The 21,131-nt window shown below is 60.9% G+C and carries 19 protein-coding genes and 1 tRNA gene; 9 read left to right on the forward strand and 11 right to left on the reverse strand.

Going from position 1 to position 21,131, the window contains the following annotated elements:
- Nucleotides 1–107: 107 nt before the first annotated feature.
- Together NKH21_RS00460 and NKH21_RS00465 are read left to right on the forward strand one after the other, a co-directional pair.
- Nucleotides 108–689: a LabA-like NYN domain-containing protein gene (locus tag NKH21_RS00460; RefSeq protein WP_023677774.1), complete on the forward strand. Its 582-nt coding sequence runs from the start codon at nt 108–110 to the stop codon at nt 687–689.
- On the forward strand, nt 686–1,363 hold the full coding sequence (locus NKH21_RS00465; RefSeq protein WP_352862675.1) for a uracil-DNA glycosylase: 678 nt from the start codon (nt 686–688) through the stop codon (nt 1,361–1,363). The genes NKH21_RS00460 and NKH21_RS00465 overlap by 4 nt, the downstream gene beginning before the upstream one ends.
- A gap of 26 nt (nt 1,364–1,389) precedes the next feature.
- Here the strand turns inward: NKH21_RS00465 and NKH21_RS00470 are convergent, their stop codons facing one another.
- From NKH21_RS00470 to dapA, 5 genes are all read right to left on the reverse strand, one after another.
- Nucleotides 1,390–1,911, reverse strand: coding sequence for a hypothetical protein (locus NKH21_RS00470; RefSeq protein ID WP_352862676.1), 522 nt, complete (start codon nt 1,909–1,911; stop codon nt 1,390–1,392).
- A gap of 110 nt (nt 1,912–2,021) precedes the next feature.
- On the reverse strand, nt 2,022–2,249 hold the full coding sequence (locus tag NKH21_RS00475) for a hypothetical protein (protein WP_352862677.1): 228 nt from the start codon (nt 2,247–2,249) through the stop codon (nt 2,022–2,024).
- Nucleotides 2,250–2,411: 162 nt separating this feature from the next.
- Nucleotides 2,412–3,140: a GH25 family lysozyme gene (locus NKH21_RS00480; RefSeq protein ID WP_352862678.1), complete on the reverse strand. Its 729-nt coding sequence runs from the start codon at nt 3,138–3,140 to the stop codon at nt 2,412–2,414.
- 106 nt (nt 3,141–3,246) lie between these two features.
- Complete coding sequence (smpB, locus tag NKH21_RS00485; RefSeq protein ID WP_023768487.1) at nt 3,247–3,726, reverse strand: SsrA-binding protein SmpB; 480 nt, start codon at nt 3,724–3,726, stop codon at nt 3,247–3,249.
- A 25-nt stretch (nt 3,727–3,751) separates the two neighbouring features.
- A complete protein-coding gene (gene dapA, locus NKH21_RS00490) occupies nt 3,752–4,633 on the reverse strand; it encodes a 4-hydroxy-tetrahydrodipicolinate synthase (protein WP_352490891.1) in 882 nt (293 codons plus the stop codon).
- Between the two features lie 227 nt (nt 4,634–4,860).
- Between dapA and NKH21_RS00495 the strand changes: the two genes are divergently transcribed.
- Nucleotides 4,861–6,900 (forward strand): lytic transglycosylase domain-containing protein, encoded by a 2,040-nt coding sequence (locus NKH21_RS00495; RefSeq protein WP_352862885.1) that lies wholly within the window; start codon nt 4,861–4,863, stop codon nt 6,898–6,900.
- Nucleotides 6,901–7,135: 235 nt separating this feature from the next.
- Nucleotides 7,136–8,044 carry an alpha/beta fold hydrolase gene (locus NKH21_RS00500; RefSeq protein ID WP_352862679.1) on the forward strand — a complete coding sequence of 303 codons (909 nt, stop codon included), beginning with the start codon at nt 7,136–7,138 and terminating at the stop codon, nt 8,042–8,044.
- A gap of 258 nt (nt 8,045–8,302) precedes the next feature.
- Here the strand turns inward: NKH21_RS00500 and NKH21_RS00505 are convergent, their stop codons facing one another.
- From NKH21_RS00505 to NKH21_RS00515, 3 genes are all read right to left on the reverse strand, one after another.
- The gene (locus NKH21_RS00505) at nt 8,303–9,361 is read right to left on the reverse strand and encodes a tyrosine-type recombinase/integrase (protein WP_352862680.1); all 1,059 of its coding nucleotides are present in this window, start codon (nt 9,359–9,361) and stop codon (nt 8,303–8,305) included.
- A gap of 239 nt (nt 9,362–9,600) precedes the next feature.
- Nucleotides 9,601–10,788 (reverse strand): porin, encoded by a 1,188-nt coding sequence (locus NKH21_RS00510; RefSeq protein ID WP_352862681.1) that lies wholly within the window; start codon nt 10,786–10,788, stop codon nt 9,601–9,603.
- Between the two features lie 587 nt (nt 10,789–11,375).
- A tRNA-Ser gene (locus NKH21_RS00515) sits at nt 11,376–11,466 on the reverse strand.
- Between the two features lie 449 nt (nt 11,467–11,915).
- Here NKH21_RS00515 and NKH21_RS00520 point away from each other — a divergent pair.
- Nucleotides 11,916–13,067, forward strand: coding sequence for a porin (locus NKH21_RS00520; RefSeq protein ID WP_352862682.1), 1,152 nt, complete (start codon nt 11,916–11,918; stop codon nt 13,065–13,067).
- 256 nt (nt 13,068–13,323) lie between these two features.
- Here the strand turns inward: NKH21_RS00520 and NKH21_RS00525 are convergent, their stop codons facing one another.
- Entirely contained in the window at nt 13,324–14,976 is a 1,653-nt protein-coding gene (locus NKH21_RS00525; protein ID WP_352862683.1) for a tetratricopeptide repeat-containing sulfotransferase family protein, read from the reverse strand.
- Between the two features lie 236 nt (nt 14,977–15,212).
- Nucleotides 15,213–16,865 (reverse strand): tetratricopeptide repeat-containing sulfotransferase family protein, encoded by a 1,653-nt coding sequence (locus NKH21_RS00530; RefSeq protein WP_352862684.1) that lies wholly within the window; start codon nt 16,863–16,865, stop codon nt 15,213–15,215.
- 122 nt (nt 16,866–16,987) lie between these two features.
- Here NKH21_RS00530 and NKH21_RS00535 point away from each other — a divergent pair, with 122 nt between their 5' ends.
- Nucleotides 16,988–18,094 (forward strand): pyridoxal phosphate-dependent aminotransferase, encoded by a 1,107-nt coding sequence (locus NKH21_RS00535; protein WP_352862685.1) that lies wholly within the window; start codon nt 16,988–16,990, stop codon nt 18,092–18,094.
- A 32-nt stretch (nt 18,095–18,126) separates the two neighbouring features.
- Here NKH21_RS00535 and NKH21_RS00540 read toward each other — a convergent pair whose 3' ends face one another.
- The gene (locus NKH21_RS00540) at nt 18,127–18,627 is read right to left on the reverse strand and encodes a MarR family winged helix-turn-helix transcriptional regulator (RefSeq protein WP_352862686.1); all 501 of its coding nucleotides are present in this window, start codon (nt 18,625–18,627) and stop codon (nt 18,127–18,129) included.
- A 202-nt stretch (nt 18,628–18,829) separates the two neighbouring features.
- On the opposite strand from NKH21_RS00540, the gene NKH21_RS00545 reads away from it, so the two are divergent.
- The 3 genes from NKH21_RS00545 to NKH21_RS00555 all read left to right on the forward strand — a co-directional run bounded on the left by NKH21_RS00545 (nt 18,830) and on the right by NKH21_RS00555 (nt 21,130).
- Nucleotides 18,830–19,108 (forward strand): acylphosphatase, encoded by a 279-nt coding sequence (locus NKH21_RS00545; RefSeq protein ID WP_352501806.1) that lies wholly within the window; start codon nt 18,830–18,832, stop codon nt 19,106–19,108.
- Between the two features lie 149 nt (nt 19,109–19,257).
- Nucleotides 19,258–19,920 (forward strand): TetR/AcrR family transcriptional regulator, encoded by a 663-nt coding sequence (locus tag NKH21_RS00550; protein WP_352862687.1) that lies wholly within the window; start codon nt 19,258–19,260, stop codon nt 19,918–19,920.
- A 46-nt stretch (nt 19,921–19,966) separates the two neighbouring features.
- Nucleotides 19,967–21,130 carry an isovaleryl-CoA dehydrogenase gene (locus NKH21_RS00555; RefSeq protein WP_352862688.1) on the forward strand — a complete coding sequence of 388 codons (1,164 nt, stop codon included), beginning with the start codon at nt 19,967–19,969 and terminating at the stop codon, nt 21,128–21,130.
- Nucleotide 21,131: the final 1 nt, after the last annotated feature.

Consider the following 21,131-nt stretch of genomic DNA (forward strand, 5'->3'; position numbering starts at 1 on the left):
AAACTGGCGTTATCTCGAACGATGAAGGCCAACAGGTCTATTATCAGATCGGCCGATAGTCGCCACGCATTTAGACGACCGCTTATTTCGAAAAAGGACATTTTTCCATGTTCGATCCTCGTGAAAAAATCGCTCTCTTTATCGACGGTGCCAATCTCTACGCCACTTCGCGCGCGCTGGGCTTCGACATCGATTACCGCAAACTTCTGGCGAGCTTCCAAAAACGCGGCTATCTGCTGCGCGCTTATTACTACACCGCGCTGGTCGAGGATCAGGAATACTCCTCGATACGGCCGCTGATCGACTGGCTCGACTATAACGGCTTCAAAGTGGTGACCAAACCGGCCAAGGAATTCACCGACTCGACCGGCCGGCGCAAGATCAAGGGCAATATGGATATCGAGCTGACCGTCGATGCGCTGGAGCTTGCCGACGTCGTCGACCATTATGTCATCTTCTCAGGCGACGGCGATTTCCGCACGCTGGTCGAGGCGCTGCAGCGGCGTGGACGCAAGGTGTCGATCGTCTCGACCATGGCTTCGCAGCCGCCGATGATCTCCGACGATCTGCGCCGCCAGGCTGACCATTTCATCGACTTGATGACGCTCAAGAATGAAGTCGGCCGCGATCCGTCGGAGCGGCCGGTGCGTCGGCCCGAGCCGGCCGAAGTCGACGAGGAAGACTATTGACGGTCGTTGCCTTGACCGCGCCCCTGGTCGTCTTGCCCGAACCCGATCGCGATTGCCCGCTCTGCCCGCGGCTGCACGACTTCATCGCCGAGTGGCGGCGGCGTGAGCCGTCCTGGTTCAACGCGCCGGTGCCGACTTTTTTGCCGCCGGAAGGCGAGGATGCGGTGCGTCTGCTGATCGTCGGGCTGGCGCCTGGCCTGCGCGGCGCGAACCGGACGGGGCGCCCCTTCACCGGCGATTTTGCCGGCGACCTGCTCTACAACACACTGATCGCGCACGGCTTTGCGCGCGGCGAATTCAAAGCGCGACCAGATGACGGGCTGGAGCTTGTCGGTTCGGCGATTACCAATGCGGTGCGCTGCGTGCCGCCGGATAACAAGCCGGTTGGCGCCGAGATAGCGACCTGCCGAACGTTCCTGGTGCCGACGATCGCGCGGTTTCCAAATCTGCGCGCTGTGCTGGCGCTGGGCTCGATCGCGCACCAGTCGACCGTGCGGGCGCTCGGCCAGCGCGTCGCCGCCTTTCCGTTCCGGCATGGTGGGCAGCAGCAGGCCAATGGCATCACGCTGTTTTCCAGCTATCATTGCTCGCGCTACAACACCAATACCGGCGTGTTGACGGAAGCGATGTTCGTCAACGTCTTCAGTCAGATAGAAGCTTTTTTGAAGACATAGAATCGGACGAGGCCCGCCGGCAAGCCCTAGATTCGGGCAATCGCGAACAACCAGGCCAGGAGATCCAGCAACCATAGAAACAGTGCAAGCTGCAGCGCAACGCGCAGGCGTTGGATGATCCGCCAATTGCTGGCCATGTCGGATTTGATGCGCAGCGCAAGCGCTCGATGCATCCCGTCCATGGTTGCGGGAGGATGCTGATCGACGAAGTCCTGGAGCAGCTTCTCGGGATCGAAACGGAACGTATAGTTATAATATGGCCACACCATAATCGCGACCAGCAGTCCGATAAGAAGAAGCAATGTCAGCGCCAGCCAGTCCCAAGGCCCTACGCCATCCTGGAGCGCCCTGCCTCCAAGGAGAGAACTCGCGAACGCCGTTGCGAAGATCAGATTGCCGGCGCGCGCATTGAGACTTTCAACCACGCCCTGCTGATGTTGGAGGCCACGCACCGCCTCCGCATAGACAAATGCCAGGCGGGGGTCGCCGCCATCCGTCGCAGCAGGCGGGGCGTTGCTGTCATTGGTTGATGAAGGGCGCTCCGGCATCAAATGCACTTAGCACGGCGCCGCCTGCGATATGAATAGTAGTGGAAGCGTAAAAGGCGGGACGGTGACGTTCAACTTTTAGGGGAAACAATGAATCGGGCGGCGATTGATCAATCTACAAAATCCCTTGGAATGTCACCTTTGAACCTCGCAATGGCCTCCTCGACTAACTCCAAAGGAATCTCCTTCCGGTAGAGGGTTACCTCTCGGGTTCGCCTTGTGTCGTCACGGAAAATCTCCAACACGAGGTCGCCTTCAATCCAAAGCTCGATGCCGATTCCGTCCCGGTCGGCTACGTCGCTTGCGACTATCCAAGATTTTTTTGGTGCTGCGGCCATTGGCTAATCCAAAAGTATGCGGCCACGCTAGCGTATCTCCGTCGATGAAGTCTGCAAACAGTCGTAAGCTGAACTCAAAACTGAGACGCTATCGAATAGCCGTATTTGTTTCGTCGTTCCGTCTTCGGGCCATTGAGGGTGTTTTAGTGGACGGGAATAGCGTCAATTCTTCGACGTCGCTTCAGGCGCTGCGGCAAACAACGCGGCCAGCGTCGCAGGTCCGCCCTGGAGAACATTGAGGTCGACGTCGCCGCTGATGCCGTCGACGCGGCCCCGGTTGTGGTACTGCCAGTAGATCCAGTCGTCATGGCCCGGCCGCAGCGCCAGCGAACGCAGCCAGCGCGGGCGGCCCGCTAGCTGCCCGGCATAGGCTTGCGCCGCCTCGTCGGTCACGTAGAGGATCGCCGTCTTGCCGAACGCCGCCTCGACCGGGCCGAGGAAGGCGGACAGTTCGGCGCTCAGCTGTTCGGGGGTTGGCCGCTGCGGGCAATTGCCGCCGAACTCGATGTCTACCACCGGCGGCAGCAAAGGCTGATCGCGCGGCACCACCGAGATGAAGTTGCGTGCCTGATCGGCACCCGGCCTGCAGAAGGTGAAGAAATGATAGGCACCGACGGCAAGGCCGGCGGCGCGGGCCGCGCGCAAATTGGCGGCGAAGGCATCGTCGACATGGTCGCCGCCTTCCGTCGCCTTGATCACGGCGAAGGCGACATCGTCGGCGGCAACACGCCGCCAGTCGATCTGCCGCTGATGATGGGAAACGTCGATGCCCCTGACCGGATATTTGCCGCGGTCCGGAGAAAACGTCTGGAAGTAGGTATAGCCGCCGGCCAGGACGAGGCCCGCCAGGAGCAGACCGGCCGCGCCCCACAAGACGATCCGGTTTTTCAAACGAGACCTATCCCCTTTGGTCCGCCCTGCCCGCCGCTATGGCTCCGGGCGTTCGTCGCTCGAAAAGCCAAATCGCTGGCTTTTCCTCCGCTGCGCGGACCGCTCTTCACCCTCGCTCCTTCAGCAGCCGGCCCTTCTCCCGCGACCAGTCGCGCTGCTTTTCGGTCTCGCGCTTGTCGTGCAGCTTCTTGCCGCGGCCAACGGCGAGCAGCAGCTTGGCACGGCCCTGGTCGTTGAAGTAGATCTTCAGCGGCACCAGCGTCATGCCTTCGCGGTCGACGCTTTGCGCCAGCTTGGCCATCTCGCGCTTGTTGAGCAGCAGTTTGCGGCGGCGGCGTGGCTCGTGGTTGAAGCGGTTGGCCTGCAGATATTCCGGCAAATAGGAGTTGATCAGCCAGATTTCGCCGCCCTCGACCGAGGCGTAGCTGTCCTGGATATTGGCCTGGCCCTGGCGCAGCGATTTCACTTCCGTACCGGTCAGCACCAGGCCGGCCTCGATCGTGTCGAGCACCTCATAGGAAAACCGCGCCTTGCGGTTTTCCGCAACGGTCTTGTTGTTGGGATCGGCTTTTCTGACTTGATTCATGATGCGGAGAGGTGGCGCCTCATCCCTAGTTTATCAAGCCGGCGTGCTTCATCGCCGCGTCGATCTTCTCGGCGGTCGACGGCTCGACCGTCATTAGCGGCGAGCGCAGCACATTCTCGACCTTACCCAGCTTCGACAGCGCATATTTCGCGCCGGAAACGCCGGGCTCCATGAAAATCGCCTTGTGCAGCGGCAACAGACGGTCCTGCAGGTCGAGCGCCTTGGCGCTGTCACCGGAAAGCGTTGCCTCCTGGAATTCAGCGCAAAGCCTGGGCGCGACATTTGCCGTCACCGAGATACAGCCGACGCCGCCATGCGCGTTGAAGCCGAGCGCCGAGGCGTCTTCGCCGGAGAGCTGGATGAAATCCTTGCCGCAGGTGGCGCGCTGCTCCGAAACCCGCTCGACCTTGCCGGTGGCATCCTTGACGCCGACGATGTTCTTGAAGTCGTGCACCAATTGCCCCATCGTCTCCGGGCTCATGTCGACCACCGAGCGCGGTGGAATGTTGTAGATGATGATCGGCAGGCTGGTCGCCTTGGCGACGGCGGCGAAATGCGCATAGAGGCCGCGCTGCGTCGGTCTGTTGTAATAGGGCGTGACGACAAGGGCCGCGTCGGCGCCCGCCTTCTCGGCATACTGGACCAGGCCGACCGCCTCGTCGGTGTTGTTGGAGCCGGCGCCGGCGACGACCGGAACCCGGCCCTTGGCGACCTCGATGCAAACCTTGACGACCTGGCGGTGCTCGTCATGCGACAGCGTCGGCGACTCGCCGGTGGTGCCGACCGGGACCACGCCCGTCGTGCCTTCGGCGATCTGCCAGGCGATGAACGCGCGAAAGGCTTTCTCGTCGAAACGGCCGCTCTTTTCGAACGGTGTGACGAGCGCGGTCAGCGAGCCTCTCAGCATAGTCGTCCAACTCCTTGGGACCTGTCGGTTTTGTCGTGCGCGCCTTCTAGCCGAAAGCGAAGCGGCGCACCATAGTCTCGACATTGTTGCGCGGCAAGCATTGCGCCAGTAATTGCAATTCGAACGACCTCGATAAGGTTTTCTTTACGGGCCCTTCATCACAGACGAATAGGCTTCAGTTCATCTGTGCCTGTTGTAGCGTCAAAGAATAGGAAATGACCAAATCCATGCCGACCAGGCGGCCTCATCTTTTCGCGCTTCTCGGCGCGATCGTTGTGCTGATCCCCGGCGCGGCGACCGGCGGCAGCGTCGATGGGCAGGTCACGTCGGCGATCCCGATGACGGAGCCGCAGAACAATGCACTGCAGCAGTTCCCGTCGCCATCCGCCAGCGTCGCGGCGCTGAAGAGCGGTCTCGATGCGCTGGCGGCAAACGACATTCAGCGCGCGCGCCAGCTGCGCGAGGCGCTGCCGGCAAAATCGCTCGACCGGCACATCCTTGCCTGGGCGATTGCGCTCTATGGCGGCGACCAGGTGCCGAGCGGCGACGTCGCGGATGCCGCGAAGATGCTGCCGAACTGGCCGGGCACGATCGCCTTGCGCAAGAACAGCGAGCGCGCGCTCTATCGCGAGAACCCCACGCCACAAGTCGTGGTGCGGGCGTTCGACGGCAGCCAGCCGCTGACCTTCGAGGGCGTGGTGATCCTAGCCCGCTCCTATGTAGCGCAGGGCGATACCAAGGCGGCGCGCTCGGTGCTGTCGCCATTCTGGCGCACCGAAAAGCTCGAAGCCAGGGACGAGGCGGCGGTCATCCGCGAGTTCGGCGCGCTGATCCCGGCCGCCGACCATCGCTTCCGCATGGAGCGCATGTTCTATGCCGACCGGGTCGCTTCGGCGCTGCGCGTCGCCGATCTCGCCGGCGCCCAGCAATTAGCGGCTGCCTGGGCGGCAGTCACCAAAGGCGACAAGAACGCGGCCAAGCTGCTGAAGGCGGTGCCGGCAGCGCAGCGGGCGGCCGGCTTTCTCTTTGCCGAAGCCGAATATCTGCGCAAGCAACAGAAATTTTCCGACGCCGCCGCGCTGGTGCTGAAAGCGCCGGGCGACCGTGACGCTCTGGTCGATCCGGACGCCTGGTGGGTCGAACGCCGGGTGCTGTCGCGCGAGCTGGTCGACCAGGGCGACATGAAGACCGCCTACAGAATAGTCGCCGCGCATGCTGCCGAAAGTCCCGCCAATGCTGCCGAGGCGGAATTCCATGCAGGCTGGTACGCGCTGCGCGGCCTCAACGACCCGAGCACCGCCGCCAAGCATTTTGCACGAATCGCGGAGCTCGCCCAAGGACCGATGTCGCTGTCGCGCGCCTATTACTGGCTCGGCCGCGCCGCCGAAGTCGGCGGTCCCGGCAGTGCCAAGGATTATTTCAGCCGTGCCGCCAGCTACGGCACGACCTTTTACGGCCAGCTCGCCGGCGAGCGTGTCGGCCGGCAGACCCTCAACATCGTCTACCCGCAGCCAAGCGCCGCCGATCGCCAGAACTTTGCCACCCGCGAGGCAGTCAGCGCCATCAAGCGGCTGCAGGAGGCCGGCTATGACCGCTATGCCGAAACACTCTACCGTGACCTTGCCGGGCAGCTGAACAGCCCCGGCGAACTGGCGCTGCTTGCGGCGCTGGCGGAAAGACAAGGCAACCATTTCATGGCGCTGAAGGTCGGCAAGATCGCCGGCGCCCGCGGCATCGACGTAGGCGCGCTGTCGCATCCGCTCGGCGTCATTCCCGACACCGCCAACGTCTCCGGCTCGGGCAAGGCGCTGGCCTATGCGATTGCCCGCCAGGAAAGCGAGTTCAACATCGGCGCCGTCTCCAGCGCCGGCGCGCGCGGACTGCTGCAGCTGATGCCAGGCACCGCCAAGCAATTGGCGAAGAAGGCCGGCATGACATTTTCTCAAGCCCGGCTGACCACCGATGCCGGCTACAATGCAACGCTGGGGGCCGCCTTTCTCGGCGAGCAGCTCGGCCGTTTCGACGGCTCCTACGTGCTGACCTTCGCCGGCTACAATGCCGGCCCCGCCCGCGCTGCCCAGTGGGTCGCGAAATACGGCGACCCGCGCGGCAAGGACGTCGACGCCGTCGTCGACTGGATCGAGCGGATTCCCTATACGGAAACAAGAAGTTACGTTCAGCGCGTGATGGAGAATTACGAGGTCTACAAGATGCGTATCTCCGGCAAGTACGATATTGTCGGAGACCTGGTGAACGGCCGGGGTTAGCCTTTCCTTCTCCCCTTGTTGTGGGAGAAGGTGGCCGAGCGAAGCTCGGTCGGATGAGGGGTGCTCCAGCCTGGTTCCGACAGCGCTCCGTCCAACACCCCTCAACCGTCTCGGCGCTAACGCGCCGATCCACCTTCTCCCACAAGGGGAGAAGGAAAGCCCCCGATTTGACCGCTCCTGCCCTCGCCTGTAGCAGTCGCAAACGATCCGACAAGCAGCAGGGAATCGAGTGTACATGCCAACCGAGCAGGGTTTTTCCGATTTCTTCTACGCCGCGCCGGACGGGCTGTCCCTGCACGCCCGCATCTACGGCGAAGCGAATTCCGGCCGCTGGCCAGTCGTTTGCCTTCCCGGCCTGACCCGCAATTGCCGTGATTTTCACGATTTGGCGCTTTATCTGTCGACGCAGGCGAGGCGTAAGGTTGTTGCTTTCGACTATCGCGGGCGCGGGCAATCCGCCTACGATGCCGATATCGGCCATTACAATATCGGCATCGAAGCCGGCGATATTCTCGCCGGGCTGGCAGCACTTGGCATCGAGCAGGCTGCCTTCATCGGCACATCGCGCGGTGGATTGATCATCCATGTGCTTGGGGCGATGCGGCCGGCCGTGCTGAAGGCCATCGTCCTCAACGACATCGGCCCGGTGATCGAGTCGCAAGGTCTCACCCATATCCGCTCCTACCTCGACCCCGCGCCGAGGCCGAAGACGTACGCAGAGGTGGTCCGCGACCTGCGCAGCACCCATGGCGCGGATTTTTCGGCGCTGACAGATGCGGATTGGGAGCGGATGGCGTCAGCCCTCTACCGCAAGACCGAGGAGGGATTTTTGCCTGATTTCGACCCGAGACTGGTTGAGACGCTGGCGGGCCTAGACCTCACCCAGCCGCTGCCCGATCTGTGGCCGCAGTTCGACGCACTGACCGCGATCCCCTTGCTCGTCATATGCGGCGCCAACTCGAAGCTGCTGTCCGCCGAAACGCTCGAGCAGATGCGGACGCGTCATACCGATATCGAGACGATCACCGCCGACGACCAGGGGCATGCCCCGTTTCTCGAAACCGGCGGCCTGCCGGACAGGATCGCTGGTTTTTTCGATCGGGCAGAGCGACGGGTGGCTGGAAGTAAAGCCACAGGAGGTTGAAGTAAATCGTAGGCCTATCTTGTACATGTGAAGCATTATGGCAGCGACTAACAGCTCCTCTGACGTTCCGGCGAATAATTGTTGGATGTCGGCGCCGCCCCTCATCCGCCTGCCGGCACCTTCTCCCGTGTAGTGACGGGGAGAAGCGGCTGGCCGCAACGCTGACGAACTCCCCTCTCCCCGTTTTTCACGGGGAGAGGGGAAGGGTGAGGGGCAGCGCCGACATGATGTATTGGCCTGCCAGATTCACTCAAACCATCAGGATTTGGCGCTTCTCTTCGCAGGCTTAGGGGCCTTGCTTGCGGCCGGCTCGCTTTTTGGTTGCCGCCTTGCCGGAGGTGGAGGAGACAAAGCGCTTGCACCGCCGCTGTCCGAGCCACTGCACCGCGGCGTCTCCAGCACGGTGACACAGCCGTCGAGGTCGTTGGTGGCCAGATGGGCGTAACGCATGGTCATCGACAGCGTCTGATGGCCGAGCCACATCTGCACACGCCTGATATCGATGCCGCCCTGGACGAGACGCGAGGCGCAAGTATGGCGCAATATATGCGGCACGACCTGATCGTCGGCGCCAAGCCCGACCTCGGCCTTGGCATCGTTCCAGATGGCGCGAAACTGTGCCTGGCTGAGCTTGGTGAACGGGCCTTTGGGCCGGCGGCCCTCGGTGGCCGGCAGCTTGATCACCTCTTTTACCCGCTCGGTCATCGGGATGGTACGGCTGCGGCCGGATTTGGTGATCCAGAAACTGACGCGGTGCTCCTGGATATCGTTCCAGATCAAGCCCAGCGCTTCGCCGAGGCGGCAGCCGGTGTCGACGAGAAAGACGGAAAGCCGATAAGCGTCCTCGCTGCGGCTCTTGATGGCGGCGAACAGCCGGGCCTCCTCGTCTCTTTCGAGGAAACGAATCCGTCCCGCCCGCTCCTTCTGGCGGCGGAACTCGGGCAGGCTGTGGATATCTCCCATCTTGTGAGCCTTGCGCAGCAGTTTGCTGAGGGCAGCCATCTTCCGGTTGATGGTTGCGTTGCTGTTGCCGCGCTGGCGCAAGGTGCCGATAAGATTGTCGAGGGTGCTTTGGTCAAAGGCGCTGAAACGCTCCCCAAGGAGGATCTCGTCTATCTCGCCGATGAAGGAGCTGACATTGTATTTATGCCGCCCATCATCCCAAAGTATGTCCCGGTATGCTGAAAACAGTTCTCCGATCCTGTGCGACTTTACTTCTCGTATCTTGTTGTAACTGTATTTTATTTTTGAAGCTTGAGAAGAAAACATCGAAAAATGATCAGAGGTTCCTCCCTCTTGAATCGCATCGTTCGTCATTATTCGCCACACCCCCGAGTGGATAGGCCTAGACCTACCTGCTTGGCGGTGCCCTTTCAAGAGTTTTAAGCGCTGCGGCCGATCTCATCCACCACTTGGCGGATCCCAACGACATCGTTCCACAACCCTGTTCAGCTACCGAACCCCCTTTTCCTTCTGTTTGCTACCAGTCGCGAAAACAAAAACAGCCCGGGCGGTTAAGCGCCCGGGCTGGATTTCATTTGCTTTAAGTCCAGCCCTTAGAACGAGCGCTGGAAGCGGAGGATACCACCAACGGCGTTTTTCTTGTCGCCCGGGATGCCCGTCCAGTTGTATACAGTACCGAGGGGGCCCGCCTTGTGGCTGTTATGAGCCCAGTCGACTTCGGCCGTGATCGTGAAGCCGGGAACGATGTCGTAGGCGATATTGGCCGCGACGCCAGCTTCCTTGGCTTCGTCATACGACGCCTGGATGTTGAACGAGGTCTTCTCGTTGATGGTGTAAGTGCCACCACCCCAGACTGCCCAGTTACCGCCCCACTGCTTATAGAAGTTGCGCGGGAGATTGTCGTCGGAGCCGTAGCCGGCCATCAAGAACAGCGACAGGTTCTGCATCGGCGTCACGTCGAGGCGAACCTTGGCAGCCCATTCTTCCAGGCTGCTGTCATAGGCAGCAACACCGCTGATGGAGCCCCAGCCCTGCGTGTATTTGAGACCGCCAACGACATACGGAACATAGCTGTCGATCGAGTCGTGGCCGAGATGGGTGGCAGTGTTAGCACCGTTAAGGATAAAGCCTTCACCGGTTTCCAACGAAGCCACGGCCGAGAAGCCGTTGCCGGCATCGAAGTAGTACTGGACGACGTTGGTGTCGAAGCCGCCGTAGGGGACCAGCGTATCCTGGATGACGTTGCCGGCGTAGCCGGTGAACGTGTTAAAGGCTGTTTCGTCCTTACCGACGCGGAGACCACCGAGCTGGATCCAGGCGAAGTTCAGCGAAACGCCTCTGCTACCAAAGTTCGAAAAGTGCTCGTCGAACCCAGGCACGGTTTGATAACCGGTTCCCCAGTTGAAGCGGGTCTCGGTATAGGTCTTCAAGGTGCCCATCTCGGTTTCCTGGCCGGTCCAGGTCCTCAGCGTGAAGCGAGCCTGCTTGTAGTAGCCGTCGTTGTCGTTGTCTTCGCCATTCAACGCATCCTTAAGGTCCTCGTACCTGGCGCCGTCGAACGAGCCAGCCTGGCCGGCGGAGATATCATAACGGACATAGCCGCCGATGCGCAGGCAGATTTCGGTGCCGGGGATGTAGTAGTAGCCAGCGCCGTAGACGTCGCAAATCTTGACGTATTCAGCGGGTTCCGGCTCGGCGACGACGACGGCGTCGGCGGCGCGCGCACCGGAAACTGCGACCAGTGCCGCAGCGGAGCCGAGAAGCAGGCTCTTGATGTTCATTTTCTGACCTCCAGTCAGAATCGAACAAAAGAGCGGAGTTGGCGCCGTGTGTTTCTGTAGTAAGTAGCTGAGATTGCGTTGTTATTTTGGACGATAGCTATTTGCTGGCAAAAGCATGCCGGATTCGGATTTTGAGACAACGCCAAAAATCGGGGCGTGAAAAAACGGCAAGAGGGTGCCAGCTCACGGCCAGCCCCTTCTCCCCGTCACTATACGGGGAGAAGATGCCGGCAGGCAGATGAGGGGCGGCGCCGGCCTCTAAAATTAGCCGTTCCAGCATAATCCAGAAGTGACTCTTGTCTGAAACCCTGAGCTTCCAACAGAGCAATCACGTCAGGTTGCGCTGCCCCTCATCGCCCTACCGGGCACTTCTCCCCGTATAGTGACGGGGAGAAGGATACCCTCTCAAAGGATTTCGCTAACCTTCAGCGCCACAGGATCATTGCCTAACGCTTGAGTGAACTTGCCCGGCCTAAGCCCCGAAGGCGGTTAGCCTCTGTTTTTGCGAGATTTTCGCTGGACTTGTCCTGCGAAGCGCGCAGCGCGAAGCAGGATGGCCTGCCACCCGAAGCCCGCAGGGCGTAGGGTGGCGGAGAGGATGGGATTCGAACCCACGAGAAGCTTTTGACCTCTACTCCCTTAGCAGGGGAGCGCCTTCGACCACTCGGCCACCTCTCCGTTGCGCCGGTGGATAAAGAAAAGCGCCGGCACAATCAACAAGCTGGCGCTATTATCCTTGAAAAATCGACCCTTCGCCAAAGCGCCGCCCGGCGATGTGGCGATTCTGCGGCAATTCCCTGGTTCGCGACTCGGGCAATAGTCACATTTCGGGCGGACCATCGCCGGAATCCGTTGTTTGCAACGGCTTGCGAAGGGCTGTTGGTTAACGGGAGCTTTCGGAGTGAGGCCAAATCGTGTCATTTGTGCAACAACGCCGGGGTATAGCGCCAACACAAACCTTTTGCCGGTACGAACGTGGTTGAACGCAGCCGTGTCATGGGTAATGTCGGGTTTGAAGGAGCGGCGCGGTGCGCATCTTTTTCGGTAGTGGGGATGGGGCAGGGAACGCTGTCCTTCAGCAAAGAATACCCAGACCCGTTTTTTAACTTTTGACTGGAGGTCAGAAAATGAACATCAAGAGCCTGCTTCTCGGCTCCGCTGCGGCACTGGTCGCAGTTTCCGGTGCGCGCGCCGCCGACGCCGTCGTCGTCGCCGAGCCGGAACCCGCTGAATACGTCAAGATTTGCGACGTCTACGGCGCTGGCTACTACTACATCCCCGGCACCGAAACCTGCCTGCGCATCGGCGGCTATGTTCGCTATGACATCGGCATCGGCGACGTCGGCTCATTCGACGGAGCAAAGACCACCGATCAGCAGGACGGCGACTCGCAGGATACCTACTACAAGCACGCCCGCTTCACGCTAAAGACCTGGACCGGCCAGGAAACCGAACTCGGCACCTTGAAGACCTACACCGAGACCCGCTTCAACTGGGGTAACCACAACGATTACCTTGATGACAACTTCAATGGCGGTACGAGCGTTTCGCTGAACTTTGCCTGGATCCAGCTCGGTGGTCTGCGCGTCGGTAAGGACGAATCGGCCTTCGATACCTTCATCGGCTACGCCGGCAACGTCATCCAGGATACGCTGGTCCCCTACGGCGGCTTCGACACCAATGTCGTCCAGTATTACTTCGATGCCGGAAACGGCTTCTCGGCCGTGGCTTCGTTGGAAACCGGTTCGGGCAGTGCCGCCGCGGCTCCTGGCATTTTCCAGGACAGTAACAGCGGCAATGATTCCATCGACAGTTATGTCCCGTATGTGGTCGGCGGTATCAAATACACGCAGGGCTGGGGCTCGATCACCGGCGTCGCCGCCTACGACAGCACCTGGGAAGAGTGGGCCGGCAAGGTTCGCGTCGACGTTACGCCGATACAGAACCTGACGCTGTTCCTCATGGCCGGTTACGGTTCGGACGACAACATCGACCGCAACTTCTACAAGCCGTGGGGCGGCAACTGGGCAGTCTGGGGTGGTGGCACCTACACCATCAACGAGAAGACCTCGCTCAACCTCCAGGCGTCGGTTGACGACGACAAGAACTACGGCGTCGCCGCGAACGTCGCCTATGATATCGTTCCCGGCTTCACGATCACCGCCGAAGTCGATTGGGCCCACGACGGTCAGTTTGATAAAGCCTACGATCGCAACTGGACCAATGCCGACGACAAGGACAGCATCGGCGGCATGCTCCGCTTCCAGCGCTCATTCTAACAGTCCGAGCTAGATTGAGATTGCACCCGGCGGGCAACCGCCGGGTTTTTCGTATCGGCGCGACGCAGCTGTCAACTCTCGATGCAGGCTGCTGCTGAGCAGCCGATCGCAGGGCTGGTCGAATGCAATGCTCGCTCGGCAGGCTTGTTCGTGCAAAAGAAAAACTTGGGCCGATCTGAAGAGCTGGCCTGCCGGATCAATGTATCTCGACAGCAAGTCACGATCGACCTCGGCCGATCGGGCGCATCCTACTTGTTCAAAGTTCGGCCAAGTCGCCCAAGGCGTGAATCAGTGGCTGGATCGTGCTCTCGTACTTTTTCCAGCGTTTGACGGATGAACTATAGATCGGCTGCCGGACCTGCCAGCGGCTGGGGGTATTGACCGACCCGCTCCTCTCGAAAAAGCGCAGGCAGGCATCGTCCCAAGGCAAGCCGAGATGATCGATGAGACGGCGCGATTGCGTCTCCTGATCCGCAACCAGCGTCTCATAGCGGCTTTCGAAAATACGTCCGGGAAAGACCTTGTCCCAGTGCCGCATCAAGCGATCATATTCGCGGTAGTACAACCCGAGTGTCTCAAGGTCGGCGTTGTAGCCGTGGTCCTTGGTGAAATGCAAGACGAAGCAGGAGACGCAATTATCGATGGCATCGCGCCTGCAATGAATGATGCGCGCGTTGGGAAAGAGAATTCCAATCACGCCGATAAACTCGAAGTTGTGCGGCATCTTGTTGACGATGCGGAGCGCGGCAGGCGCGTGCTGGCGCAGATAAGACAGGTATTCTTCGGCCAGCGCCCTCGACTGATCCCTCGTCATCGACATGATCGAACTGCGCAGGTCCTCATCCGACAGTGTCCTAAAGCCCATCGAGTTCGCGATTCGCCGCAGCTTCGTAAGCTCCCCGGCGCCATGGACATCCGGATGGCTCGCGCAGATCTGCTCCGTCAGCGTCGTCCCCGACCGGGGCATGCCCAGCACAAACACAGGCACTTCGGACGGACTGCCGTGGCCAGCCTTGGCTTCCAATAGTGACGGGCTGAATATCTCGATCATAGAATCGACGCTTCGGCGGTAGTACTCCAGGTCGAAATCGTGACCAGCGGCCTTTTTCGCCCTCTTGAAGTGATCCATCGCCTCTTCATAGCGCTGAAGATCGTTCAGCACTTTGCCTGCGGCGTGATGGAGCTGCGATGCAGCAACGGGTTCGAGCCTGGGATTGGAGAGTTCGCGCAGGATAGAGTCGAGCTCGGCAGGTTTTTCGGTGAACTTTTGCGTGTCGACCAGGTAATTGTAAGCTGCCCCAACATCGACGCGACGTTCTATTGCCTGATCGAGATAGGCTCTGGCTTCGTCCATGCGGCCGAGGCTGGTGAGCGCACCGGCCAGACCAATCCGGACCATGGGATGGTCGCCGTTGATCTTTAGTGCCTTCTCGTAAAGGGGCAAAGCCATCTCGGCCTTGTCGAAGTTGACGTAGGCACGCGCTAGTCCGCAAAGCGCTTCCACCAGATCGGGCTTCAATTCGCAGGCGCGCTGCAAGTGCCTGATCGCAAGCAAGCTGTCGCCAAGCTTCAGACCGGCCTCTCCCAGGCTAAGGTGGAAATATGGATTTTGAGGCGTCTGGCTTACTGCCCGCGCAAAATATTTGAGAGCCAGTTCGTCGTCGACATCAAGCCCCAGCGTTCCGAGGATGTATAGCGAAAGGGGGTGGTTGGGCGTGCGGGTGAGAACGCGGTGACATAATTCCTCGGCCTCTGGGAACCGCTTGGCTTGCTGCAGTTCGAGCGCCTGCCTCAGCAGTGCATCGTCGGCTTGCGCGCGCGACAGTGGTTTGGCTTTCGGCGGTTCCACTTTCGGCGCCGAGCGGGACTTTATGTGTTTGGACCAGGCGGGTGGCAGTCGGTTGCTCATCATGTCTCGCTAGCAAAATGATCCGCGAGAATCCAGCCTGACGAATTCCCCACGCGCCGCGGAACTTGCGCAGGCCAGGCTGGCGGCTAGCAAGCAGCCTGGTGGCGCGCTTGTATGGGCGCCCCGCGACACGGCGGTGACCTCGGCGCATACCCGACCTTCAATTTTCTTATTGCCGGCGTCGGCGGCATGCTCTGCTTGCGCTCGTGCCAACAGGCCGTGTCGCACCTACTTGTTCAAAGTTCGGCCAGGTCGCCTAAGGCGTCAATCAGCGGCTGGATCTTGCTCTCATAATTTTTCCATTGCTTGATGGACGAGTTATAGATGGGTTGCCGAACCTGCCAGCGACTGGCCGTGTTGACCGAACCGTCATTCTCGAAGAAGCGCAGGCAGGCATCGTCCCAGGGCAATCCAAGATAATCGATCAGACGGCGCGATTGTGCCTCCTGATCCGCAACCAGCGTCTCATAGCGACTTTCGAAGATGCGTCCCGGAAAAACCTTGTCCCAATGTCGCATTAGTCGATCATATTCACGATAGTACAGCCCCAGTGTCCGCAGGTCGGTGATGTAGCTGTGTCCCTTGGAGAAATTCAGGAAAAAGCATGAGAGGCAATTGTCGATGGCGTCGCGGCGACAGTGAATAATCGGCGCGTTGGGGAAAAGAAGGCCTATGAGACCGATCAGTTCGAAATTCTGGGGCATCTTGTCGACTATGCGAAGTGCGGTCGGCGCACGCTCACGAAGGTAGGACAGGTGCCCCTCGGTCAGCATCTTGGCTAGGTCGGGGGTGATCGGCACGATCGATTGGTTCAAGCCCTGTGCCGAAAGCCTCGTAAGGCCGATAGCATTTGCGGTTCGTCTTAGCTTGCTAAGTTCTCCTGCGCCGTGAACATCCGGGTGGCTCGCGCAAATCTGCTCGGTCAGGGTGGTCCCCGAGCGGGGCATGCCCAATACAAACACGGGCACTTCCGATGGGCTTCCATAACCTGCCTTGGCAGCCAACATATCCGGGTTGAAGAACTCGATCGTGGAGTCGACCCAGCGGCGATAGGTTTCCAGATCGAACTTATAGCCGGCGGCCTGCTTGCCTTTCTTGAAATGATCTATCGCGTCTTCGTAGCGCTTAAGGTCGTTCAGCACCTTGCCGGCAGCGTGATGAAGTGTCATCGCACTGTCCGGATCAAGCTTTGGGTTGCCAAGCTCGCGCAGGATGGACTTAAGTTCCGCCGGCTCTTCAGTGAATTTGCGCGTGCGCACAAGCTCATTATAGGCGGCGGGCATGGCGATGCGACGTTCGATCGCCTCTTTCAGATAGATTTCGGCTTCGTCCATGCGGCCGAGACCGATGAGTGCGCTGGCCAATCCCGCCCGAACACGGGGATGATCGCGATTGATCTTGAGCGCTCTCTCGTAAACCGGCAGAGCCATGTCAGCCTTGTCGAATTCGACGTAAGCGCGTCCCAACGCGCAAAGCGCTTCCAGCAAATCGGGCTTCAACTTCAATGCTTGCTGAATATGCCTGATTGCGGGCGAATATTCGCTGACTTTTAAATAAACTTCACCCAAACTAAGGTGATAAAAGGGGTTTTGAGGCTCCTCGCCGACGGCTCTGGCCAAATATCGCAGGGCCATTTCATCGTCGAGCGCGATGAACAGCGTGCCCATGATATACAAAGCCAGGGGATGGTTGGGCGTGCGCTCCAGCACGCGGCGGCACAGTTCCTGAGCCTCGGCCAACCGCTTGGCCTGCTGCAAGTCATACGCCTGTTTCAGCAGCGCATCGTCGGCCTGCGCGCGCGACGGCGGCTTCGCTTTCGGCGGTTGCACGTTCGGCGCCGAACGGGACTTTATATGTTTGGACCAAGAGGGCGGCAGTCGGTTGCTCATCATGCCTCGCTAGCAAAATGGTCCGGGAGAATCCAGCCTGACTGTTGCCGCCGGCCGTGGAACTTGCGCCGGCCAAGCCGGCAGGCTAGCAAGAAGGCCCCTTTTTTGAACGAGCCTTTGCCATGCGCCCTCCCCTTACGCCGCTCATCGACGCGCTTCCCTCTACGGTGCCGTTTGTCGGCCCGGAGGCGCAGGAGCGCGACCGCGGCCGCGCCTTTCGCGCCCGCATCGGCGCCAATGAGAGCAGCTTTGGCCCCTCGCCGCGCGTCGTTGCCCGCATGGCCGAGATTGCCGGCGACATGTGGATGTATTGCGACCCCGATAATCACGATTTGAAGGTAGCCGTAGCCAGGCATCTCGGCGTCGGCACCGAAAATGTTGTCATCGGCGAAGGCATAGACGGGCTGCTCAGCTTGGTTGCGCGCATGTATGTGGCGCCCGGCGACGCGGTGGTGACCTCGCTCGGCGCCTATCCGACCTTCAACTTTCATGTTGCCGGCGTCGGCGGCCGGCTGGTCGCAGTGTCCTACGAGAACGATCGGGAAAACCTCGACGGCCTGCTGGCGGCCGTGGCCAGGGAAAAGGCGCCACTGGTCTACCTGTCCAATCCGGACAATCCGATGGGCAGCTGGTGGGAAGCCGCCGAGCTTGGCCGCTTCATCGAGGCCTTGCCGGAGACCACAATGCTGGTGCTCGACGAAGCCTATGGCGAATTAGGGCCAGCCTCAGCGCTGCCGCCGATCGATGTCGCGCGGCCGAACGTCATCCGCATGCGCACCTTCTCCAAGGCCTATGGGCTGGCCGGCATACGCTGCGGCTATGCGGTGGCCGAGGCCCAGGTGATTCGCGATTTCGAAAAGATCCGCAATCATTACGGCGTCAGCCGCATGGCGCAGATCGCCGGTGTCGAGGCGCTTGCCGATCAGGCCTGGCTGGAGAGCGTGGTGGCGCGGGTCGCCGCCGGGCGCCGGCGCATCGCCGGAACAGCCGAGGCGAACGGGCTGAAGCCGCTGGCTTCGGCGACCAATTTCGTCACCATCGACTGCGGCCGCGACGGCGCTTTCGCGCTAAAAGTGCTGCAGGCGCTGTTGTCGCGCGACGTCTTCATCCGCAAGCCGATGGTGCCGGTGCTCGACCGCTGCATCCGCGTCAGCGTCGGCCTCGACCACGAACTCGACATCTTTGCCGAGGAACTGCCTAGCGCACTGGCAGCAGCGCGGGGGAATTGAAGAGCGCAACGCCGGGATCCCGGTGCTGCCCGCTATTTCTCCCCGAGCAGGCGCATGACGCGCTTCAAGGCGTCCGATAATTCGGCAGCCGCTTCATCGGCGAGGCCGGCCGTCAGCCGCGCGAGGTCGCGATCCGCCGAAGCCTGAAGCCTGGCGAGCTCCGCACTTCCGCGAGCGGTCAGCGACAGGATGCGTCTGCGCCGATCGGCTGGGTTAGTGCGTATCTCGGTCAGGCCGGCGGCGGCGAACCCCCTCAGGACGCGTATGACATGGGCCGGATCGAGCCGGAGCTCGGCGGCGATTTCGGCGGCCGCCGGCCCGAGATCGAGGTGGAATGCCCGCGCCGGAAACCCTGCCTCACCGCCGCTATTGGCGGCAGCACGGGATCGGCGGCCCAATTCGAACAGCAGCCGCGCCTCGCCCAGCGTATAGGCGCTATGTGTCACCGTCTCGCCGAGGAGCCCGATCAGGCGCGTGTAGAAGCGATTGAAGCCACGGATCTCCGCGACAAGGGCATTCCGTTCGGCCGGCATGTCGACCTCCTTCGGGCTGATCGCTCCGTAAGGACCATGATCGCCATTTATTTGACTTAGTCAATCATTTGATGAAGGGCACCGCCTATCTCGCCATGCGAAGCTCACGGACCGCGATCGGCAGAGAGACCTTCGATGCACGTATCGGCGGTTGAATTTGCACGGCGATGCGCCAGACTCGATTCAGAGGATGGAGAGCGCGATGACCGACCGGACGGTGCAGGTACGCATATATGGCAAGGTGCAAGGCGTCAGCTACCGGGTTTGGGCGCGGCGCGAGGCGTCGGCGCTTGGCCTTGCCGGGTGGGTGCGCAACGAAGTTGACGGCTCGGTGACAGCCTTGATTGCAGGGACCGGTGCGGCGGTCTCGACGATGATCGAACGGCTTTGGCAAGGGCCGCCAGGGGCAGCGGTTTCGAAAGTAGATGTCGAGGAGATCGAGGCTCGCGACACGTCGGCCGATTTCAGGATTGTTGCCTAGCAAGGCATGATCCTGCTCATTCACTTCCATCGCACAAAATCTCCAGGGTGCAGATAGAGAAAACCTGAAGCCAACGCCCTGCCCCGACATACCTCCGTCCTTGAATTAATTGAACGTTTGTTTTATTGTCTACAAAAAGGCGGCTTGTCATGGCGCGTACGACCGGCTCCGACGGAGAGAAGACCGAAGCTGCGGTCCGCGAGGCGGCGGTCAGCCTGATTGCGCGTCTCGGCTACGAGGCGATGTCGATGCGCCAGCTGGCAGCCGAGGTTGGCGTGCAGGCAGCGGCGCTTTACCGCTACTTCCCGACCAAGCAGGACCTTCTGTTCACGCTGATGCGCGAGCATATGGAAGGCTTGATCGAGGCGTGGCGCGCAACACGCCCTGTCGGCGCCAATCCGGCGACGCGGCTCGCCGCCTATGTCGAAAACCACATCGCTTTCCATATCGAACGCCGCCACTCCACCCATGTCTCGAACATGGAGCTACGCAGCCTGTCGCATGAAAAACTCACGCAGATCCTGCGCATGCGCACGGCCTACGAGAAGGAGTTGCGCGCCATCCTGCGCGACGGCGTCGAAGCGGACTTGTTCAGCATCGAAGACACCCGGCTCACCGCCATGGCGCTGATCCAAATGATGACCGGCGTCATCGTCTGGTTCCGGCCAGGCGAACGGCTGTCGATCGCCGAAGTCACCGCTACATATCTAGCAATGACAATGCGCCTTGTTGGAGCAAAGAACGACGGCGCGACAACGAGCTACGACGCCGCGCCTCTATTCGGGCGCGCAAAGGACGCTCTAGCACTTTGATTTCGCGCATGATCCCGATTTCGGGTCGTGCGCCGGGAGGAACGGCATGTACACGCATACGCTCAACTTCGGGCTTGACGAAGACATCGAGGCGCTGCGCGACCTGGTGCGGCGCTTTGCCCAGGAAAAGATCGCACCGATCGCCGCCGAGATCGACCGCTCGAACGAATTCCCGGCATATCTGTGGGCGGAGCTCGGCGGGCTCGGCCTGCTCGGCATCACCGCCGATCCCGATTTCGGCGGCAGCGGCATGGGCTACCTCGCCCATGTTGTCGCGATGGAGGAGATTTCGCGCGCCTCCGCCTCGGTCGGCCTCTCTTACGGTGCCCATTCCAACCTCTGCGTCAACCAGATCAACCGCTGGGCAACGCAGGCGCAGAAGGAAAAATATCTGCCTTCGCTCTGCAGCGGCGAGAAGGTCGGCGCACTGGCGATGTCGGAATCGGGTGCCGGCTCCGATGTCGTGTCGCTGCGCCTGCGCGCTGAAAAGCGCAACGATCGCTATGTGCTCAATGGCACCAAAATGTGGATCACCAACGGGCCGGATGCCGAGACGCTGGTCGTCTACGCCAAGACCGATCCGGAACTCAATTCGCGCGGCATCACCGCGTTCATCGTCGAAAAGGCCTTTGCCGGTTTTTCGGTGGCGCAAAAGCTCGACAAGCTCGGCATGCGCGGCTCGAACACCGGCGAGCTGGTGTTCGAGAATGTCGAAGTGCCGTTCGACAATGTGCTGCACGAGGAAGGGCGCGGCGTCGAGGTGCTGATGTCGGGCCTCGACTACGAACGCGCCGTGCTGGCCGGCGGCCCGATCGGGCTGATGGCAGCGTGCCTCGACGTGGCGATACCTTACGTGCATGAACGCAAGCAGTTCGGCCAGCCGATCGGCGAATTCCAGCTGGTGCAAGGCAAGCTGGCCGATATGTATGCGACGATGAACGCGGCGCGTGCTTACGTCTATGCCGTAGCCGCCGCCTGCGATCGCGGTGAGACGGCCCGCAAGGATGCTGCCGGCTGTATTCTCTTCGCCGCCGAAAAGGCGACGCTGATGGCGCTCGACGCCATCCAGCTTTTGGGCGGCAACGGCTACATCAACGACTACCCGACCGGCCGGCTGCTGCGCGACGCCAAGCTCTACGAGATCGGTGCCGGCACCAGCGAAATCCGTCGCTGGCTCATCGGGCGGGAAATCATCGCGGAGGGGGTGTGAT

Source organism: Mesorhizobium sp. M1329 (genome assembly GCF_040318035.1).
In the GTDB taxonomy this organism is placed as follows: domain Bacteria; phylum Pseudomonadota; class Alphaproteobacteria; order Rhizobiales; family Rhizobiaceae; genus Mesorhizobium.

Excerpts from the sequence above, each read along its gene's own strand:
- NKH21_RS00460 (WP_023677774.1), top strand. The coding sequence starts at position 108 with ATGTTCGATCCTCGTGAAAAAATCGCTCTCTTTATCGACGGTGCCAAT.
- NKH21_RS00470 (WP_352862676.1), bottom strand. The coding sequence starts at position 1,911 with ATGCCGGAGCGCCCTTCATCAACCAATGACAGCAACGCCCCGCCTGCT.
- NKH21_RS00475 (WP_352862677.1), bottom strand. The coding sequence starts at position 2,249 with ATGGCCGCAGCACCAAAAAAATCTTGGATAGTCGCAAGCGACGTAGCC.
- smpB (WP_023768487.1), bottom strand. The coding sequence starts at position 3,726 with ATGAATCAAGTCAGAAAAGCCGATCCCAACAACAAGACCGTTGCGGAA.
- dapA (WP_352490891.1), bottom strand. The coding sequence starts at position 4,633 with ATGCTGAGAGGCTCGCTGACCGCGCTCGTCACACCGTTCGAAAAGAGC.
- NKH21_RS00495 (WP_352862885.1), top strand. The coding sequence starts at position 4,861 with ATGCCGACCAGGCGGCCTCATCTTTTCGCGCTTCTCGGCGCGATCGTT.
- NKH21_RS00500 (WP_352862679.1), top strand. The coding sequence starts at position 7,136 with ATGCCAACCGAGCAGGGTTTTTCCGATTTCTTCTACGCCGCGCCGGAC.
- NKH21_RS00505 (WP_352862680.1), bottom strand. The coding sequence starts at position 9,361 with ATGACGAACGATGCGATTCAAGAGGGAGGAACCTCTGATCATTTTTCG.
- NKH21_RS00510 (WP_352862681.1), bottom strand. The coding sequence starts at position 10,788 with ATGAACATCAAGAGCCTGCTTCTCGGCTCCGCTGCGGCACTGGTCGCA.
- NKH21_RS00520 (WP_352862682.1), top strand. The coding sequence starts at position 11,916 with ATGAACATCAAGAGCCTGCTTCTCGGCTCCGCTGCGGCACTGGTCGCA.
- NKH21_RS00525 (WP_352862683.1), bottom strand. The coding sequence starts at position 14,976 with ATGAGCAACCGACTGCCACCCGCCTGGTCCAAACACATAAAGTCCCGC.
- NKH21_RS00530 (WP_352862684.1), bottom strand. The coding sequence starts at position 16,865 with ATGAGCAACCGACTGCCGCCCTCTTGGTCCAAACATATAAAGTCCCGT.
- NKH21_RS00535 (WP_352862685.1), top strand. The coding sequence starts at position 16,988 with ATGCGCCCTCCCCTTACGCCGCTCATCGACGCGCTTCCCTCTACGGTG.
- NKH21_RS00540 (WP_352862686.1), bottom strand. The coding sequence starts at position 18,627 with ATGCCGGCCGAACGGAATGCCCTTGTCGCGGAGATCCGTGGCTTCAAT.
- NKH21_RS00545 (WP_352501806.1), top strand. The coding sequence starts at position 18,830 with ATGACCGACCGGACGGTGCAGGTACGCATATATGGCAAGGTGCAAGGC.
- NKH21_RS00550 (WP_352862687.1), top strand. The coding sequence starts at position 19,258 with ATGGCGCGTACGACCGGCTCCGACGGAGAGAAGACCGAAGCTGCGGTC.
- NKH21_RS00555 (WP_352862688.1), top strand. The coding sequence starts at position 19,967 with ATGTACACGCATACGCTCAACTTCGGGCTTGACGAAGACATCGAGGCG.